This window comes from Dietzia sp. NPDC055877 (genome assembly GCF_053615975.1).
The window spans coordinates 1-18,020 of record NZ_JBSHCV010000010.1 but is presented as its reverse complement, the minus strand read 5'-3'; the positions used below and the strand labels follow the sequence as shown (position 1 = coordinate 18,020).

Here is an 18,020-nt window from a genome sequence, read left to right as displayed (position 1 = left end):
GGTTCGGGCTCAGCGCCGCGGTGGTTCGGTCCTTCCTGCGGTGAGCTCGGCGAGCAGGTCGCGCAGGCGGCGGTCGATGTCGTCGCGGACCAGGCGCATCCGCTCCATCCCGTCGATGCCCCGATCCGCAGGCTCATCAGTGGCCCACGTGACGTGAGTGTCGGCGTTGTCGTCGTCGGACTCGCCTCGGTCGCCCCGTGCGGCGAGTGTTCGCGCGGCTTCGGCGCCCAGCACCACCACCCGGTCCGCCCGGCGCAGGAGGTCGGGGTCGATCGCGCGCGGTGTCGCGCCCGCCATGTCGGCGCCCAGCTCGGCCACTGCCTCGGCCGACAGCGCGTTGACCTTCGCCCCGGGGTCAGTGCCTGCGGAGTGGACCTCGACCGCGTCGCCCGCGAGCCGGCGCATGAGGGCGGCCGCCATCTGCGACTTTCCACCGTTGCGCACGCACACGAACAGGACGACGGGGGGCCGGCCCGGCCCGGTGCTGGCCGGCGTGGCTGCGGAGCGCACGGTCATGAGGGATCTCCGCTCGGGGCAGGAGTGGGCGCGGTGGCCCGGTCGCGGCCGGGCAGGCTCTCATCGCCGGGGAACAGGCGCGGGCCCAGCCACAGCGCCACGTAGACGAGCCCCACCAGGACGGGCACCTCGATGAGCGGGCCCACGACGCCCGCCAGGGCCTGGCCCGAGGCGATGCCGAACGTACCGATGGACACCGCGATCGCCAACTCGAAGTTGTTGCCCGATGCCGTGAACGCCACGCTCGTCGACTTGGCGTAGTTCAGTCCCACCGTGCGGGAGGCCAAGAGGCTGAAGAAGAACATCAGCACGAAGTACAGGAGTAGAGGAACGGCCATCCGGGCCACGTCCAGCGGGCGGGTGGTGATGGCCTCGCCCTGCATGGCGAACAGCAACACGATAGTGAACAGCAGTCCGTACAGCGCCCACGGGCCGATTCGCGGCAGGAACGATTCCTCGTACCACTGCCGCCCCTTGGCCCGCTCGCCCAGGACGCGGGTGAGGAAACCGGCCAGCAGCGGGATCCCGAGGAACACCAGCACCGAGCCGACGATCGCCCACACGGAGAACTCCGCGGAGACGGTCTCCAGTCCGAGCCAGCCGGGCAGTACCTGCAGGTAAAACCAGCCGAGAGCGCCGAAGGCCACCACCTGGAACGCCGAGTTGATGGCCACCAGGACGGCGGCCGCCTCGCGATCCCCGCACGCCAGGTCGTTCCAGATGAACACCATCGCGATGCAGCGGGCCAGGCCGACGATGATCAGCCCTGTGCGGAACTCCGGCAGGTCGGGAAGGAGCACCCAGGCGAGCGTGAACATGAACGCCGGGCCGACGATCCAGTTGAGCAGCAGCGACAGTCCGAGCAGCTTCCGGTCGCCGGTCACGCGGTGGGTCTCGTCGTAGCGCACCTTGGCCAGGACGGGGTACATCATGACCAGCAGGCCCACGGCGATGGGGACCGAGATGCCGCCGACCTGCACCGAATCGAGGGCGCGGTTCAGGCCGGGGACGAACCGGCCCAGGAGTAGTCCGGCGGCCATCGCCGCGAGGATCCAGACGGCCAGGTAGCGGTCGAGGAACGACATCTCCTTGGCGACCGGGGCGACGCTGCGCGCAGGGGTGGTGGCGCTCATCGGATGTGCGGCTCCCGTCAGATCGATGGATGTCTATGGGTAAGGCTAGGATCACATATCGATGATCGTCAATCTGACCTAGTGGGGAGGCGGGGAGGGCATGACGACGACAACGACGACGACGAGTTCAGTGGCAGGCGCGGCGCTGGTCGGCGACCCCGCGGCGGGCGGATGCTGCTCGCTCTCGCGCACGCCCGTCGACGCCCCCACCGCGGAGTCAATGGCCGCCGGGTTCAAGGCGTTGGCCGACCCCACGCGGCTCAGGCTCCTGTCGCATATCGCGGCGCGTGGTTGCGAATCCGTGTGCGCCTGCGACCTTCTCGATGTGGTGGACATCAGCCAACCCACGGTCAGTCATCACCTCAAACGTCTCGTCGACGTAGGTCTGCTGACCCGCGAGCAGCGTGGCAGGTGGGCGTATTACACCGTGGCCCGTGACGCTCTGGACCAGCTGCGCGGATTCCTGGACCTGTCATGATTCGCAATTGCTCCAGGGGCTGAAGGCCGACAGAGGGCTGCCCGTGCGAGATAGGTATCGGCCGGTGCTGCGGAGTGGCCGGCCAGCCCGTAACAGGCGAGCTCGGGCATGAGCGGGGCGGCGGCGACTCCTGCGGTGTCATATGCGGGCATGGGCGCCTTCCGGCGGTGGGGCCTCACGGGTCGTCACTAACGGACTCCGCGGTGATGTGGGTCACATGGTCGTGTCGATCGTACGGTGGGAGAGGGCGGCGGGGCCGATTCGCGGCCCCAGGTAGCGGTCGAGGAACGATATCCCCGTGGCGTCCTGTGGCTTCGCGGCTTCCGCGATCTCTCTTGGCCGACCGCCGACGTCGGGAATACTCGAGCCCGGCGGAGTGGCGGTCGCGGCGACGACAGGGACAGGGCATGGATATCTGGAAGGCAACGCATCAGGCGCGTCAGGATCTCGCGGATGACCTGGCCGGGCTCGATGATGCGCAGTGGCGTCAGCCGACCCTGTGCGCCGAATGGGACGTCGAGCATGTGGTCGCCCACCTCACCGCGGCCGCATCGATCGGAAAATGGGCGTGGATGCGCAGCATCGTCGGGTCCGGCTTTCGGCCGGCCGTGCACAACGACCGCCGACTGCGTGAGCACCTGGGGTCAACGCCCCGAAAGACGCTCGAGAGCTTCCGCGCGGTGACCAACTCGACTGTTGCCCCGACGGGCGATCTACCCGCGTACCTGGGCGAGGTGATCGTGCATTCCGAGGACATCCGACATCCACTAGGACTGCCGAGTCGAGGTGATGTGGAGGCGGTCACCGAGGTCGCGCGGTTCTACGTGTCCCGGAACTTCACTGTGAACAGCAGATCCGTTGCCGCCGGGCTGCATCTGCACGCCACCGACGGGCCGTTCAGTGCTGGCGACGGGCCCGAGGTGAGCGGCCCGACTCTCGCGCTGGTGATGGCGATGGCCGGCCGCCGGAGCCACCTCGACCAGCTCACCGGCGACGGCATGCCCCTGCTCGCCGACCGGCTGGGCCATGGCACCGCCAGGTAGCACCACAGCTGGCGGAAACGAGAACTCACTCGACGAAGGCGCCAGGAATGCCGAAAATCTCGCCCCCTTCGAACCAGTCCGGAGCGCGACGGACGAACTCGTCGGGAGTGAGCCCGCCGGCGCCGTACGGGACACGGCCCAGCACCGGCACGCCGGTCAGACGCGGCAGGTCCTCGAGGTTGCAGCGGTCGGCCAGATTCGGATCGAACGGCCACGAGCCCACCACCACTCCCGCGCATCGCAGTCCCGAGGCGTCGATCGCGCGGACGGTGAGCTCGGTGTCCGACAGCGCGCCCAGACCGGCCCGCGCCACCACGACGAGCGGGGCGTCGAGGGCGGCGGCCAGGTCGAGGATCGTCAGGTCGGTCCCGAGGCGCACGAGCAGCCCACCCGCGCCCTCGACCAGGTCCAGGCGCCGCGGCGGCGACCCGGTGGCGTGGTCGCCCGTGCCGGGTGAGCCGAGCCAGTCGCGAATCGGACCGAGCAACTCCTCGCGCGTGGACTGCGGCAACCCGGCCACTCGGGCGGCGGTCTCGGGCGCGAGCGGATCGGGCAGCCTCCGCACCTCGAGTACCCGCTCCACGCCGGACAGCCGCGCCGCCTCGTGGGCGTCGCCGGGCTCGCCGGGCGCCAGCCCGGTCTGGACCGGCTTGCAGATGCCCACGTCCAGCCCGGCCGAACGTCCCAGCGCCGCCAGTGCCGCAGTCGCGATGGTCTTACCGACGTCGGTCCCGGTGCCGGTCACAATCACCGGACGGTCGACGGCCGTCATGCCGGGACCCTGCTGTCGGCCAGTACCTCGGTGAGGACATCGCACGCGGTGGCCAGGTCGGCATTGGAGAGGTCGGCGCGGGCGGTGAGCCGCAGCCGCGCCGTACCCTCCGGGACCGACGGCGGCCGGAAGCAGCCCACGCGGAGCCCCAGCTCAGCGCAGCGCTGCGAGGCCGCGTAGGCGCGTTCGGCGTCGCCGAGGATCACCGAGACCACCGCCGACGAGGGCCGGTCCGCGCCGGTCACCTCCGCCAGGCGTTCGGCAACCTCGAGCACGCGGTGCGCCCGCTGCGGCTCGCGCCGCAGCACCGCCAGTGCCGCTCGCGCCGCGCCCACGCTCGCCGGCGCCAGCCCGGTGTCGAAGATGAAGGTGCGCGCGGTGTCGATGAGGTGGTCGCGCACCCGCTCCGAGGTCAGCACCACCCCGCCCTGCGACCCGAGCGCCTTGGACAGCGTCGCCGTGACCACCACGTTCTCGTGCCGTGTCAGCCCGAGCTCGTCCACGAGCCCGCGCCCGCCGGCCCCGCGGACGCCCAGCCCGTGGGCCTCGTCGACGAGCAGTACAGCCCCGTATCCCTCGCACGCCGCGTGCAACGCGGTCAGTGGTGCGAGGTCGCCGTCGGCGCTGTACACCGAGTCGGTGACGACCAGCGCCCGCTCCTCGGATCGCCCCGCGAGCGCCCGCTCCACGGCCGCGACGTCACCCCGTTCGACGACGACGACGCGCGCCCGCGACAACCTGCACGCGTCCACGAGCGAGGCGTGCGAACCACCGTCGGAGACGATCAGCGACCCGCGCCCGGACAGTGCCACGACCGCGCCGAGATTGGCCGTGTACCCGGAGGAGAACACCAGCGCCGAGGGGCGGCCGGTGAAGCCGGCGAGCTCGTCCTCCAGTTCCTTGTGGTCGGTGGTCGTGCCGGTGACCAGTCGAGATCCGGTCGCGCCGGCGCCCCACCGGCGGGTCGCGGCGATCGCGCCCTCGAGCACCTCGGGGTGGGTGCCCAGGCCGAGATAGTCGTTGGAGGCCAGATCGAGCACGCCGTCGCCGGCCGTTCGCGGGCGCAGGGCCCGGTGCAGGTGGCGGGCCCGCCGGTTCGCTGCGGCGGCATCGAGCCAGTCGAGCGTGGGGGAGTGGGTCATCGTGTTGCTCCTACCCGCGCCCCGGCGAGGGCTGCGGCACAGATCGTGTCGATCTCGTCGTCGCTACAGATGTAGGGCGGCATCGCGTAGATGAGATCCCGGAAGGGGCGCAGCCACACGCCTCGCTCGGTGATGGCTGTTGTCGTCGTTGTCATTTCCACCGGCCGGTCCAGCTGGATCACGCCGATCGCTCCGAGGACCCGCACATCCACCACACCCGGGAGGTCGAGCGCCGGGGCCAGGCCGTCGCGCAGGCGCGCGGCGATCCGCGGCACCTGCGTGCGCCACTCGCCGGCCTCGATGAGGTCGAGCGAGGCACACGCGACCGCGCACGCCAACGGATTGCCCATGAACGTCGGGCCGTGCGCGAGTCCGCCCGCCTCGCCCGCGCTGATCACCTCGGCCACGTGATCGGTGGTGAGCGTGGCCGCCAGGGTGAGGTATCCGCCGGTCAGGGCCTTGCCCAGGCACAGGATGTCGGGCGCGACGCCCGCGTGGTCGGCGGCGAACAGCTCGCCCGTGCGGCCGAAGGCGGTGGCGATCTCGTCGAAGATGAGCAGGGTGCCGGTCTCGTCGGCCAGTCGCCGCAGATCGCGCAGGTAGTCAGGGTGGTGGAAGCGCATCCCGCCCGCGCCCTGGACCACCGGCTCGACGATGATCGCGGCCAGTTCGTCGGCGTGGTCGCGGATCGTGCGCTCGAGTTCGGCGACGTAACCGGGACGATAGTCGGCGGGCGGGGCGGGGGCGAACACCTGCTCGCGGACGACCCCGCGCCACAGGCTGTGCATGCCGCCCTCGGGGTCGCAGACGCTCATCGGGCTGAGCGTGTCGCCGTGGTAGCCGCCGCGCCAGGTGGCCAGCCGGGTGCGGCCCGGGCGGCCCAGCGATCGCTGGTACTGGATGGCCATCTTGGCCGCGACCTCCACCGACACCGAGCCCGAGTCCGCGAGGAAGACCTTGTTCAGCTCACCTGGCGCTATCCGCGCGAGCCGTTGCGACAGCTCCACCGCCGGTGCATGCGTGAGCCCGCCGAACATGACGTGGCTCATCGTGTCGACCTGCCGGTGCGCGGCCGCATCGAGGTGCGGGTGCCGGTAGCCGTGGACGGCCGCCCACCACGAGCTCATGCCGTCGATGAGTTCGCGGCCGTCGGCCAGCCGCAACCGGACCCCGTCGGCCGAAGCCACGGGCAGCGGCTGCGTGGACGCCGGGAAGCCGCCGTAGGGATGCCAGACGTGCTCGGCGTCGGCGGCGAGCAGCGCGTCGGTCGGCTGCGGGTCCGCGGTCGACCGCGGGGGTGTGGCACACCCCGCGGAGATGGTCCCCGAGGTGGCGATCTGCGTGGGCATGTCAGGCGTTCGCGGGTTCGCTGGTGCCCGCGCCCCGCGTGCGGATCGCGACCGGATTCTGCTTGGGGCCGGCGGCGGACTCGGTCGCGACGGCCGCCGGCTCCGTGGCTGCGTCCTGGCCGGTGGGCGTCGGCGCGGTGGTGGCGTTGTCGTCGTCGCTGTCGCGGCGCCCGGCGCGCCCGCCCTCTGCATCGGTATCCATGCGCAGGACCTCGAGTCCCGCGTCGGCGATCATCTCCAGGTCGGCCGCTCCCGGCTGGCCCTCGGAGGTGAGGTAGTCGCCCAGGAACAGCGAGTTGGCCACGTACAGCGCGATGCCCTGCAGGTTGCCGAGGTGACGCTCGCGGCCGGCGGCCACGCGGATCTCGGTGTCCGGCGCGACGAAGCGGACCATCGCGAGGATGCGCAGGCAGTCGCGCGGGTTGAGCGTGTCGACGCCCTCGAGCGGAGTGCCGTCGAAGGGCAGCAGGAAGTTGACCGGGATCGAGTCGACACCCTTCGCGCGCAGGTCGAAGGCCAGCTCGACCAGCTGCTCGTGGGTCTCGCCCATGCCGGCGATGAAGCCCGAGCACGCGGACAGGCCGGCGCCGTGGGCCTGGCTGACGGTGTGCTCGCGGTCGGCGTAGGTGTGCGTGGTGCAGATCTCCTCGTAGTGGCTCTCGGCCGTGTTGAGGTTGTGGTTGTAGGCGTCCGCGCCGCTCGCGCACAGCGACTCGGCCTGGCCGTCCTTCAGTGCGCCCAGGCATGCGCAGACCTCGACGCCAGGCGTGTCCGACTTGATGGCCTCGATGATGTCGGTGACCTTGCCGACCTCGCGGTTGCTCGGGCCCGTTCCGCTCGCGACCAGGCAGACGCGCGAGGCGCCTGCCGCGATGCCTGCCTTGGCCGCGGTGACGGCCTCGTCGGTGTTCAGCCACGTGTAGCGCAGGATGCCGGCCGTGGAGTTGAGGCGCTGCGAGCAGTAGAAGCAGTCCTCCGGGCACAGGCCGCTCTTGAGGTTGACCAGGTAGTTGACCTTGACCTTGTTGCCGAAGTGGTGGAAGCGCAGGCGGGAGGAGGCGGCGACGACCTCCATGAGCTGGGCGTCCGGGGCGCGCAGAACGGCGAGAGCGTCGGCGGCGGAGACCTGGTTGCCCGCCAAGACGTGGTCGGCGAGTTCGTGCCAGCGTGGGGCGACGGGCTGCGGGGTGGCGGACTCGATATTGGCGGCCATGATTTCCTCCTGAACGACGTTCATTGAACGGTGTTCAAGGTAGCGGGGCGGGCCCGTCTTGTACAGCGTTCAGGCGCGGGGGTGCCCGGTCGGTAGGATCGGCGATCGTGGCCCTTTCCCAGACGTCGGTCGTCGATACCGCCCTTGAGCTCCTGCGCGAATCCGGGCTCGCGGGCATGTCGATGCGCACGCTCGCGACGCGGATCGGCGTCCAGCCCAGCGCCCTGTATTGGCACGTCCCGTCCAAGCAGGCGCTGCTCACCGGCGTCGCCGAGCGCGTGTTGGCCACCGTGCGGCCGGTCGAGGCGGGCGATTCTGCCGCTGCCGAGCTGCGGGCGATCGGCGAGGCGCTGCGTACGGCGGTGACCAGCGTGCCCGACGGCGCGGAGATCGTGGCGCTCGGGCTCGCGGCGGGGGCTGTGAACCCGGTGGCCGACGCCGTCGAGGCGGCCTGCGCGCGGTACGGCGAGGCCGACCGGGCGCCCGGGCTCACCACCGCGCTGACCGGCTACGTGATCGGGCTCGGGCTCGAGGAGCAGACGCACCACAACCTGCGGAGCGCGGACCCCCAGATGGCGGACGTCGACTTTGGCCCGCGTTTCGGGGCCGGGCTCGAGGCTCTACTCGCGGGGGTCTGAGGCGCGGACGAGCGGCCAGGGGCGTCCCGAGTTGGGCGACGGACTGCCGCGGGGGTCGGCGCACGGAATCTGGTACCGCGTGAGGCCACTCAGGTTCTGGGCGTTGTTCCTGGGGCCTAAGCGAAGTCGAGCACCACGTGGATGGAACCGTCGTCCGCGGTCGCCGTGCCCGCTCCGACCTGCGTGAACTCGCCGTCGAGTATCCGCTCGCGCATGCCGGTGTCGGCCAGGAGCGCAGTGAGAACATTCGGAGGCGTGGCCTGGGCCGGAACGGTGAGAGTGGTGCGGTCTGTGGTCGACACGGCGTCCGGCACGGGGAGGTCACCGGTCGCCGTATCGCCCGCGGCCAGTTCCCCTGCGCGGTCGAGTGCACCGGCTTCGAGGGCGGGGGAGGTCGTCAGCCGGTCCGCGCCCACGGCGGTCCGCGCCTCGTTGATGCCGGCCACGACCGTGCCGGCGAACGCCTTCTGATTGATCTCGTCGGGTATCGCGGCGAAGTGGCCGGCCTGCTCCTCGGGGGCTGGGTCTCCCGGCGCGACCGGGGCGGCCGCGAGCCCGAACAGCGCGGCGATCCCTGCCAGGTCCACCGAGAGCGGAGCGGTCCGCCCGAACGAACTCTGCGCTGCGGCGGTGCCGGCGCCCATCGTGAGAAGGAGGGCGGAGGTTCCCGCGACGACGGCGGAACGGATCGGGTGACGCACGTGATGTCCTTTCCTGGGCGGCTGCCGGACCCGGATGGGTCACTGGTGCTCGACTCTAGAGCCGCCGAATCACTTACGCATCATTCGTCACAGGAGTCACATTCGTTACAGTGTGCGGACCGGCACAATGGGGGCCATGAGCACCAGCCATCCGCACCTTCTCAGCCCCCTCGCCGTCGGACCCCTCACCCTGCGCAACCGCCTGGTCATGGGGTCGATGCACACCGGGCTCGAGGACCGTAGCAGGCATCTGCCCGAGCTCACGGCCTACTTCGTCGAGCGTGCCCGCGGCGGCGCTGCGATGCTCGTGACCGGCGGATACGCGCCGAACGTCGAGGGGTGGCTGCTGCCGGCCGGGTCGATCATGGCCTCGCGCCGCATGGCCGACAAGCACCGCACGCTCACCGACGCCGTCCACGCTGAGGGCTCACACATCCTGCTGCAGGTCCTGCATGCCGGGAGGTACGGATACCAGCCGTTCGTGCGCTCGTCGTCGTCGTCAAAGTCCCCCATCAGCCCCTTCCGGGCCCGCGGCCTGTCGGCGCGCGGGGTGGAACGCACGATCGATGACTGGGTGCGCGCGGCGCGCCTGGCCAGGCGGGCGGGTTACGACGGAATCGAGATCATGGGCTCCGAGGGCTACCTCATCAACCAGTTCCTCGCCGCCCGCACCAATCATCGCGACGACGCGTGGGGCGGTACCGCGAGCGCGCGTATGCGCTTCCCCGAGGAGATCGTGCGCCGCGTCCGTGACGAGGTGGGCGCCGATTTCCTTCTGCAGTACCGCATCAGCCTGCTCGACCTCGTCGACGGCGGCCAGGCCTGGGAGGAGACAGCCGAGCTCGCGCAGCGCCTCGAGGCCGCGGGCGTGGACGTGTTCAACACGGGGATCGGCTGGCACGAGGCCCGCATCCCGACCATCGTCACCTCGGTCCCGCGTGGCGCGTTCGTCGACCTCACCGCCCGGCTCAAGGAGACCGTCGGCGTGCCGGTGATCGCCTCCAACCGCCTCAACACCCCGGACCTGGCCGAGCAGATCCTCGCCGCCGGGCAGGCCGACCTCGTCTCCATGGCGCGGCCGCTGCTCGCCGATCCGGCGTTCGTGTCCAAGGTGGCCGAGGGGCGGGCCGACGAGATCAACATCTGCATCGCCTGCAATCAGGCATGCCTCGACCACACCTTTGCCAACAAGCGCGCCTCCTGCCTGGTCAACCCGCGCGCCGGCCGCGAGACGGAGCTTCTCCTGACCGTCGCGCCCGCCCGTCGCCGGGTGGCCGTGGTGGGCGCCGGGCCCGCCGGGCTCGCGTGCGCCGAGGCCGCCGCTTCGCGCGGGCTCGCGGTGGAGGTCTTCGAGGCCGAGAACGAACTCGGCGGGCAGTTCCGCTACGCCATGCGTGTGCCCGGCAAGGAGGAGTTCGCCGCGTCGCTGGACTACTTCCGCCGCCGACTCGAGGTGCTGGGGGTGCCCGTCCACCTGGCCCGCCGCGCCGAGGCCTCCGACCTGGCCGACTTCGACCACGTCGTGGTGGCCACCGGCGTCCGCCCACGTGAACTCGACCTGCCCGGCGCCGATCACCCCATGGTCATGACCTACCCGCAACTGCTCACCGGCGAACGCACCCCGGGCCGGCGCGTGGCCGTGATCGGGGCCGGCGGGATCGGGGTGGACGTCTCCGAGTTCCTACTCGCCGGCGGTCCCGGAATCGCGATCGACGGGCGCGAGCCGCACGGCCACTCCATAGATGTCGAGGCATGGAACCGCCGCTGGGGCGTGGTCGACCCGGCAACCGAACGCGCCGGCCTGGGGACCGCGGTGCTCGACGAGCCCGCCCACGAGGTGCACCTGCTGCAGCGCAAGACCTCGAAGATCGGCCGCGGGCTGGGCAAGACCACCGGGTGGGTGCATCGCGCCGAACTCGACGCCGGTGGCGTGCACAAGCACACCGGGGTGACCTACGTGAAGATCGACGACGACGGGCTGCACATCCTCGATTCGGAGAGCCGGCCGCGGCTGGTCGGTGTCGACTCGGTCGTGGTGTGTGCCGGACAGGAGTCGGTCCGCGATCTCGCCGATGAGCTATCCGGTGAGCCGGGTGGTTCCCGTGCCGAGGGCGGCGCCCGGGCTGTGCCGCGGGTGCACGTGATCGGCGGGGCCGATGTGGCCGCCGAGTTGGACGCCAAGCGGGCCATCAAGCAGGGCGTCGAACTCGCCGCGACCCTCTAGGAATGCCTCTAAGTTCGCCAAGCGTGCGCATCCCCGCCCGGTTGCAAGACAGCGACTCCCGGCTGCCAGACAAATGAGGCGATTTCCGGGCGCTGAATCGCACCAGATGTCTTGCAGATCGGCGGCGATGTCTTGCAACCGGGGGCGGAGGGCCCGGGCGGAGGGCGCCTTGCAACCCGGGGCGGAGGGCCCGGGCGGAGGGCGTCTTGCCACCCGCGGGGGAGGGCCTCGCGGCGGAGGGCCTGGGGGCGATAAGCGGCGGGGCTCAGGCGGCGGGAGGGTCAGCTGGGGGCCCCGGCGCCTTCCCGGTCGGCCCGCACCTCGCGGCGACGGTCGACGATGCTGAACGCCAGCGCCCCCGCGGCCAGAGCGGCGATGATCCCGAGTGCCGCACGGAACGCGAGCAGCCAGTCGCCGTTCGCCGCGACGATCCCGAACAGCACGCCCGGCACGATCGCCGTGCCCACCGCCGTGCCCATGCGCTGGCCCAGCGAGATTATGCTGCCGGCCACGCCTCCGTACGCGGGGTCCACGGCGCGCAGCGTGAGCGTCTGATTGGGCGAGATCGTCATGCCCTGCGCAGTGCCGACGAACGCCGCCGGCACCATGAACACCAGGTAGTGCAGCGCGCCGGACTCGACGAACCCCGCCAGCACGATGAACGCCACGAGCGCGCAGATGGTGAGCGTGAATCCGGCGACCACCATCCGCCGCCCCAGCCGAAATACGAACCGCCCTGCGACCTGCGCTGACACAGCCGCACAGATCGAGGCCGGCAGGCTGATGAACGCGGAATCGATAGGCGCATACCCCAGGTGGAACTGCAGGTAGAGCGGCATGACGATCCACAGGCTCGTGCCGCCCACGAAGTAGATCGACACGATCACCATGCCGTTGCGAAAGCCCGCGTCGCGGAAGATATCCGGATTGACGAGCGGGGGCCGACCGATCCGCTCATAGCGACGCTCCCACCAGGCGAACACCCCGAGCAGCGCCAGTCCGGCGGGCACGAGGGCCCAGAGCGCGGGCGGGGTCTCGCGGCCCAGGAACGGCAGCATGATCGTCAACACGGCCACGCCGAGCAGGAGGATGCCGACCGGGTCCAGGTCCAGGCGCTGACGGGCCGGCCTGGTGGCAGGAGCGCGGGCCGCAGTCGAGGCGATCGCGCGATCGGCCGCGAGTGCAGCCGCGTCGTCGTGGTCGTGGTCGTGGTCGTGGTCCTCGTGGCCGTGGTCGCCGCGGCCGTCGTGGTCGTCGTCCAGTCGCGCCGACGCCCCGGCGCGGGCCCGGGACAGTCCGACGTCGCGCGCGGCGTCCTCGCCCGTGGGGGTCGGGATCCGCCGGTCGTCCGGCAACCACCGGTACCCCAGCACCAAGGCGAGCACGCCGAGCGGCACGTTGACCAGGAACATCGCGCGCCAACCCAGGTTGTCGCCGAGCGCCTGGATGAGCAGCCCGCCGACCAACGGCCCCGACGCGGTGGCCACGGACACGGTGGTGGCCATGGTCGCGAATGCCCGCGCCCGCGCCTCCTTGCGGAAGTACTTCTGGATGAGGCCGAACGTCTGCGGGTTGAGCATGCCCGAGCCGACGCCCTGGACCAGGCGGGCGACGTTGAGCATCTCGATACTCTGGGCGAACCCGGCGATCACCGCGCCCACGATGAACACCGCGATACCCGCGAGGAAGATCCGTTTGCGGCCGGTCGCGTCGCCGAGCCGCCCCGACGGCACGAGCAGCAGCCCGAACGACAGCGCGTACCCGGACACCACCCACTGCAGGCCACTCGAGTCCGCCTGCAGCGAGTCACCGATCACCGGCAGCGCCACGTTGATCACCGACAGCGCGATCAGCGCCATGAACAGCGGCACCATGAGCGTGACGAGGATCCGCGCCGAGCTCACCGCGGGCTGGCCCGCGGGCGCCGTCGGGTGCCGGTCGGCGGGGGTCGAAGGCGGATCGGTCACGCCCGCGATGGTAGCCGCGCGCGTCACGGAAAGGCCCCGGGAACGACGACGACGAAGAGCGCACGTGCCCGGCCGGCGAACCGGTCGCGGCCCACCGGACACATCAGTAGCGTCGGGTCATGGCTGATATCACCCGCACCGCAGAAGCCGATTCGATCACCAAGGCCGATCTCGCCGAGCTGGGGAACGTCACCGGCCCGGCCGTGTCGATCTACATGCCCACCGCCCGCGGGGGTGCCGAGGTCCGCGAGAACCCGATCCGCGCCAAGGCCCTGATCAAGGACGCCGAGGCCGGTCTCAAGGCCAACGGCGCGAGCGAGGAGGCGGCCGCCGAGATCCTCGGCCCGCTGGTCGCGCTGCTCGAGGACCACGAGTTCTGGCGCTACCTCGCCGACGGGCTGGCGATGTACGCCGCCGAGGGATTCTGGCGGGCGTACCGGCTGACCATCGACTTCCCCGAGGTGGCGTACGTGAGCGACCGTCTGGCCGTGCTGCCGGTGGTGTCCGCGGGGATGCACCAGGACGACTTCCTGCTGCTCGCGCTGAGCCAGAACAAGGTCCGCCTGTTCGAGGCGACCTTCGCCACCATGCGCGAGATCGACCTCGGGTCCATCCCCGCCTCGATCGAGGACATCAGCGGCGAGACCACCCCGCCCCCGCATCAGCAGCAGCACTTCGGCGCCGGCGGCGGGGGCGTCATGCACAGTCACGGCACCGGCGCCGAGGTCGGTGGCGTGCAGCTCGACAAGTTCCTGCGGCAGGTCGCGCAGGGGCTCGGGGAGGTGCTGGAACCGAACGACCGCCGGCCCGTCGTGGTGGCGGCGGTGGCCGAGTACCTGCCGACGCTGCGCGAACACCTGACCTACCCGAACCTGCTCGGCGAGGCGGTGGCCGGCAACCCGGACGCCTCGCGCCCGGATGAGCTGCACGAGCGGGCCTGGGCGATCGTCCACCCGGCGCTGCGGGCGCGGTCCGAGGCCGACGCGGAGCGGTTCGGTGACGCGATCGGGGCCGGGCGCGCCCTCGCCGGCGGCGGCTCGGACATCCTGCACGCGGCCCGCGACGGCCGGGTCGACACCCTGCTGCTCACGCGCCGCCGCTGCACCGCGGACCACGCACCCGACGACCTGGATTCGGCGGTCGGCCAGGTGCTGGCGACGTCCGGCACGGTGCTCGTGGTGGACACGCTGCCCAAGGACGTGGCGGAGGGCGCGATCCTGCGGTTCTGACGCGCGTGCACAGGCTCCGCCTAACTCCGATGTGTAGCCTCGGCGGACCGATGCACCCATCAACGTCAGGAGATCGTGTGCTCAAGCAGAAATGGCGGCTGGCAGTGGCCGCGGCGGGGTCCGTGCTCATCGTGGCGGGCTGCAGTGCGCCCGGCGACGGCGACACCGCACAGCCCGAACCGCAGGCCGCGACCGAGCAGGCCGCCCAGGACCAGGGCGAGGGTGCCGACGGCGGCGCAGCGCAGGGCCAGGGCCCGGACACCAGCAACATCCCGGACCCGGTGGCCGTGGTCAACGGCGAGGAGATCACCAAGGCCGAGTTCGTCTCGGTGCTCGAGGGCCAGTACCAGCAGATGTCGATGCAGGCCCAGATGTCCGGCCAGCCGGTCGACGAGGAGCAGATCAGGCAGCTGTCCATCGAGGGGCTCGTGGGCAGCGCGCTGCTCGAGCAGGAGGCCGCTGACCGCGGCATTGAGATCTCGGATGAGGAGAAGGACGCCTCGCTCCAGGAGTTCGCCGATACCAACCAGGTGAGCACGGACGAGTTCGTGGCCAAGATGGGCGAGCAGGGAATGGACCGTGCCGGAGTCATGGACCAGATCGAGAAGCAGCTGCGGGTGGAGAAGCTCATCACGGAGGAGTACGGCGAGTTCTCCCCGAGCGACGACGAGGTCCAGGCCGCCTACGACCAGGTGGCGCAGCAGCAGTCGATGATGGGCGGCGCCGAGGGTGGCGCCGGCGCCCAGCAGCTCCCACCGCTCGAGCAGGTCCGCCCGCAGGTCGAAGAGCAGCTCAGAGCCGAGAAGCAGGCCGAGCAGATGCAGACCATGTCCGACGAGCTGCGCGAGGGCGCGGACGTGACCGTGAACCTGTAGAAGGCGCTGTCGGGGTGCGGGGGTGCCGCCGCCGCGTTACACCCGCACGAAGTGGAGCAAGTCGCAGCCAGCGCGGTCCCGGCCGTGATGGGATCTGCCCATGCGGACTGTGCGGCGGGCCCTGGCGGCGACTGTGGCGATGGCGACGAGCGTGGCGATACTCCACGCGCCGGCGGCCGGAGCGCAGGCGGCGTCACCACCCGGCCTCGGACCCGCCGGCACGGCCACCGTCCACGGTGACGCCGCGTCCACCGACACGCTGCCCGGCCGGGGCCCCGGCGTGAACCCGGCGATCACCTCGTCGCTCACCGGCGCCACCTGCTCGACCGTGTTCATCGGGTCCGACGGCATGCCGGTCGCCCTGTGCACGTCCTACGTCGGTATGAACCCGCCCACTCCGCTGGCGCCGACGGTCAAGCTCTTCCACCCGGACACGGCCGACGTGCTGGCGGAGGTGCAGCTGGCCAAGGGCGCGCTGCTGGGCGGGGTGTACGGCTACCTCGACGACCGCGACCGGGTGGTGGTGGCCGACGGCAACCGCCGCCTGCTCGCCGTCGGGCACGAACGCGCCGCCGAGGGGCCGTGGCGGATGACGGTTGAGGTTCTGGCCGATCTGTCGCCGGCCGTGCCGGAGGGTGACGCGATCACCGGCCTCATGCCCGCGTTCGACGGGCGCGTGTGGTTCGCGACGTCGAACGGCGTGGTGGGAACCGTGCGTCCCGCGGGTGCTGGCCTCAAGGGTGGGGACGGAAGCCGATATGACGACGACAACGACCCGGGGCTGCGTTTCCTCGCACTCCCCGCGGGCGAGCGGATCACCAACGGGCTGACGGTCCGCCCCGGTGGCGCGTCGGTGATCACCACCCGGGCGCTCTACGAGATCGATTCCGAGGCCGACGGCATGCCGGTGGTGCGCTGGCGGCACGGCTACGAGGTGGGGGCTGGCCGCAAGCCGGGCCTGCTGGCCTACGGGTCCGGCACCACACCGACGTACTTCGGGCCGGACGACGGGCTGATCGCGATCACCGACGATTCCGAGCGCCCCGACCTCATCGTGTTGCGTCAAGCAGACGGATCCGAGGTGTGCCGGATGTCGGCGTTCGCCACGACGCTCGACCCGTCCACGGCGGCGGCGGACGGCGTGCTGATCGGCGGGCCCGCGGCCACGGAGAACTCGATCATCGCGTTCGACGACGCATTGGTGCTGGTCAACACCTATGGATTCGAGTACCCGCCGTTCGCGGTGGACGGCCCGGCGGTGCCGCCATCTGCCCCGTACACCGGCGGCATGACCCGCATCGATGTGGATGTGAACGGGTCGGGCGCGGACGGGACCTGCTCGCGCGCCTGGACCTCACTGTCCCGAACGGCCTCATTGCCCAAGCTCACCACCGGTGACGGCCAGATCCACGCGATGGCCTACGGCCCGGCCGTGGCGGATGCCGCTCGCGGTTCTCTGCCGGGTCCGGTGCCCGGCCAGGAACTGCTCGACCAAGGGCTGGCGCAGAAGTTCGGCCCGGTGTTCGCGACCTCCACGGATATCGAGACCGGCCAGGAGGTCATGCGGACGTTCATGGGCCACGCCCCGCTGGACGAGCCCATGGAACTCACCGGCACGCTGGCCTCCCGGGGCGACGCGCCCGGCGTGATGTGGCAGCCCACCCTGACCAGCATGCTCCGCATCGGCCCCGCCTGACCACCCAGCGACTTCGCAGGGCAATCGGCATTCGGCAGGGGAGTCGGCCGGTCGGATGATGAGGTGACGCGGTGGCTCAGTCGGCCGGGCGGATCACCGCGACAGCACAGGGCGCGGTCTGCAGTAGGCGCCGGCTGACCGAGCCGAGCAGGAGCCCGGCAAAACCGCCGTGACCGCGCGATCCCGTGACCAGCAGCGACGCGCCGTCGGCCTCGTCGGCAATGGTGGTGGCCGGATCTCCCACCACCAGGATCAGCTCGAGCGAGACCCCCGGGTGCCGGGCCTCGTGCGGGGTCAGGGCGCTCAGGACCTGCTCCTCGTCCTCGGCGAGCACGCTCTCGGCCAGCGTGTCGAGGTCGAACAGCGATGCCCCCGGCAGCTTGGGAACCTCCACCGAGTGCACGGCCCGCACGCTCGTGCCGCGCCGCTGCGCCTCGGCGAACGCGAACGCCGCGGCCGGGTCATTGGCCTTCGAGCCGTCGGCGGCCAGTACGACCGGTCCGCTGCTGGGACTCTCCGGCGTCCGGGGCGTGATCACGATGACCGGACAGGCCGCGTGCTCCACTACACCTGCGGACGTGGAGCCCATGGCGAAGTCCTCGCGCGCGGTGAGCCCGCGGCTGCCCACGATGATCGCCGACGCGCCCCGGCCGGCTTCGATGAGCGCGCCCACGGGACTGTCTGCGATCACGCGAAACGACGCCTGCACGCCTGCGGTGAGCTCGGCGAGCTGGTCACGCATCGCCCCCTCGACGTTCGCGCGGGCCGTCTCGTCGAACGCCACCACGCGTCCGACCGCCCGGTCGGCGGAGATCACGTTCAGCGCCACATCGTGGCTGCGGGCCCACTCAGCCGCCCACGTGACGGCCCTCCGGGCGTCTCGTGAGCCGTCGTAGCCGCACACCACCGGCCCCGCCGGGGCCTGCGGTGTTGTGTTGTCAGCGGTCTCCGACATGGCGTCCTCCTGCAGTGGCTTCGGTCGCGGGCCAGCCTAGTTGTGATGTCCAGGGAGGTTGGTCAGTCGGGTGACCGGTGGCTGGCCTC

Annotated in this window: 16 protein-coding genes; 7 read left to right on the top strand and 9 right to left on the bottom strand. The window is 71.3% G+C overall.

The genetic code is table 11. From position 1 onward, the window contains the following. Window positions 1-9 precede the first annotated feature (9 nt). On the bottom strand, window positions 10-516 hold the full coding sequence (locus tag ACWGLC_RS11540) for an arsenate-mycothiol transferase ArsC (protein ID WP_452100040.1): 507 nt from the start codon (window positions 514-516) through the stop codon (window positions 10-12). Further along, window positions 513-1,649 (bottom strand): ACR3 family arsenite efflux transporter, encoded by a 1,137-nt coding sequence (arsB, locus tag ACWGLC_RS11535; RefSeq protein ID WP_452100039.1) that lies wholly within the window; start codon window positions 1,647-1,649, stop codon window positions 513-515. Before arsB ends, ACWGLC_RS11540 begins: the two co-directional genes overlap by 4 nt. Before the next feature lie 100 nt (window positions 1,650-1,749). Between arsB and ACWGLC_RS11530 the strand changes: the two genes are divergently transcribed. Both ACWGLC_RS11530 and ACWGLC_RS11525 read left to right on the top strand, forming a co-directional pair. Next, on the top strand, window positions 1,750-2,127 hold the full coding sequence (locus ACWGLC_RS11530; RefSeq protein WP_452100038.1) for an ArsR/SmtB family transcription factor: 378 nt from the start codon (window positions 1,750-1,752) through the stop codon (window positions 2,125-2,127). Between the two features lie 407 nt (window positions 2,128-2,534). Continuing rightward, window positions 2,535-3,170 carry a maleylpyruvate isomerase family mycothiol-dependent enzyme gene (locus ACWGLC_RS11525; RefSeq protein ID WP_452100037.1) on the top strand — a complete coding sequence of 212 codons (636 nt, stop codon included), beginning with the start codon at window positions 2,535-2,537 and terminating at the stop codon, window positions 3,168-3,170. 25 nt (window positions 3,171-3,195) lie between these two features. On the opposite strand, the gene bioD is transcribed toward ACWGLC_RS11525, so the two are convergent. Genes bioD through bioB form a run of 4 tightly spaced genes read right to left on the bottom strand, consistent with a single transcriptional unit; the run spans window position 3,196 to window position 7,646 of the window. After that, window positions 3,196-3,942 (bottom strand): ATP-dependent dethiobiotin synthetase BioD, encoded by a 747-nt coding sequence (bioD, locus tag ACWGLC_RS11520; RefSeq protein ID WP_452100036.1) that lies wholly within the window; start codon window positions 3,940-3,942, stop codon window positions 3,196-3,198. Then, window positions 3,939-5,084 carry an 8-amino-7-oxononanoate synthase gene (locus tag ACWGLC_RS11515; RefSeq protein ID WP_452100035.1) on the bottom strand — a complete coding sequence of 382 codons (1,146 nt, stop codon included), beginning with the start codon at window positions 5,082-5,084 and terminating at the stop codon, window positions 3,939-3,941. The genes bioD and ACWGLC_RS11515 overlap by 4 nt, the downstream gene beginning before the upstream one ends. After that, entirely contained in the window at window positions 5,081-6,433 is a 1,353-nt protein-coding gene (locus ACWGLC_RS11510) for an adenosylmethionine--8-amino-7-oxononanoate transaminase (protein WP_452100034.1), read from the bottom strand. Before ACWGLC_RS11510 ends, ACWGLC_RS11515 begins: the two co-directional genes overlap by 4 nt. Before the next feature lies 1 nt (window position 6,434). Beyond that, window positions 6,435-7,646: a biotin synthase BioB gene (bioB, locus tag ACWGLC_RS11505; protein WP_452100033.1), complete on the bottom strand. Its 1,212-nt coding sequence runs from the start codon at window positions 7,644-7,646 to the stop codon at window positions 6,435-6,437. Window positions 7,647-7,753: 107 nt separating this feature from the next. Here bioB and ACWGLC_RS11500 point away from each other — a divergent pair, with 107 nt between their 5' ends. Further along, on the top strand, window positions 7,754-8,284 hold the full coding sequence (locus ACWGLC_RS11500) for a TetR family transcriptional regulator (RefSeq protein ID WP_452100032.1): 531 nt from the start codon (window positions 7,754-7,756) through the stop codon (window positions 8,282-8,284). 116 nt (window positions 8,285-8,400) lie between these two features. Here the strand turns inward: ACWGLC_RS11500 and ACWGLC_RS11495 are convergent, their stop codons facing one another. Beyond that, entirely contained in the window at window positions 8,401-8,985 is a 585-nt protein-coding gene (locus ACWGLC_RS11495) for a CAP domain-containing protein (RefSeq protein WP_452100031.1), read from the bottom strand. A 136-nt stretch (window positions 8,986-9,121) separates the two neighbouring features. Between ACWGLC_RS11495 and ACWGLC_RS11490 the strand changes: the two genes are divergently transcribed. Beyond that, the gene (locus ACWGLC_RS11490; RefSeq protein WP_452100030.1) at window positions 9,122-11,209 is read left to right on the top strand and encodes an oxidoreductase; all 2,088 of its coding nucleotides are present in this window, start codon (window positions 9,122-9,124) and stop codon (window positions 11,207-11,209) included. A 281-nt stretch (window positions 11,210-11,490) separates the two neighbouring features. On the opposite strand, the gene ACWGLC_RS11485 is transcribed toward ACWGLC_RS11490, so the two are convergent. Further along, window positions 11,491-13,176 carry an MFS transporter gene (locus tag ACWGLC_RS11485; protein ID WP_452100029.1) on the bottom strand — a complete coding sequence of 562 codons (1,686 nt, stop codon included), beginning with the start codon at window positions 13,174-13,176 and terminating at the stop codon, window positions 11,491-11,493. A gap of 119 nt (window positions 13,177-13,295) precedes the next feature. Here ACWGLC_RS11485 and ACWGLC_RS11480 point away from each other — a divergent pair, with 119 nt between their 5' ends. The 3 genes from ACWGLC_RS11480 to ACWGLC_RS11470 all read left to right on the top strand — a co-directional run bounded on the left by ACWGLC_RS11480 (window position 13,296) and on the right by ACWGLC_RS11470 (window position 16,976). After that, window positions 13,296-14,405 (top strand): baeRF3 domain-containing protein, encoded by a 1,110-nt coding sequence (locus tag ACWGLC_RS11480; protein WP_452100028.1) that lies wholly within the window; start codon window positions 13,296-13,298, stop codon window positions 14,403-14,405. A gap of 77 nt (window positions 14,406-14,482) precedes the next feature. Then, complete coding sequence (locus ACWGLC_RS11475) at window positions 14,483-15,280, top strand: SurA N-terminal domain-containing protein (protein ID WP_452100027.1); 798 nt, start codon at window positions 14,483-14,485, stop codon at window positions 15,278-15,280. A 100-nt stretch (window positions 15,281-15,380) separates the two neighbouring features. Further along, complete coding sequence (locus tag ACWGLC_RS11470; protein ID WP_452100026.1) at window positions 15,381-16,976, top strand: hypothetical protein; 1,596 nt, start codon at window positions 15,381-15,383, stop codon at window positions 16,974-16,976. A gap of 76 nt (window positions 16,977-17,052) precedes the next feature. On the opposite strand, the gene ACWGLC_RS11465 is transcribed toward ACWGLC_RS11470, so the two are convergent. Continuing rightward, window positions 17,053-17,931, bottom strand: a complete 879-nt coding sequence (locus tag ACWGLC_RS11465) for a universal stress protein (protein WP_452100025.1) — start codon at window positions 17,929-17,931, stop codon at window positions 17,053-17,055. Between the last annotated feature and the right edge of the window lie 89 nt (window positions 17,932-18,020).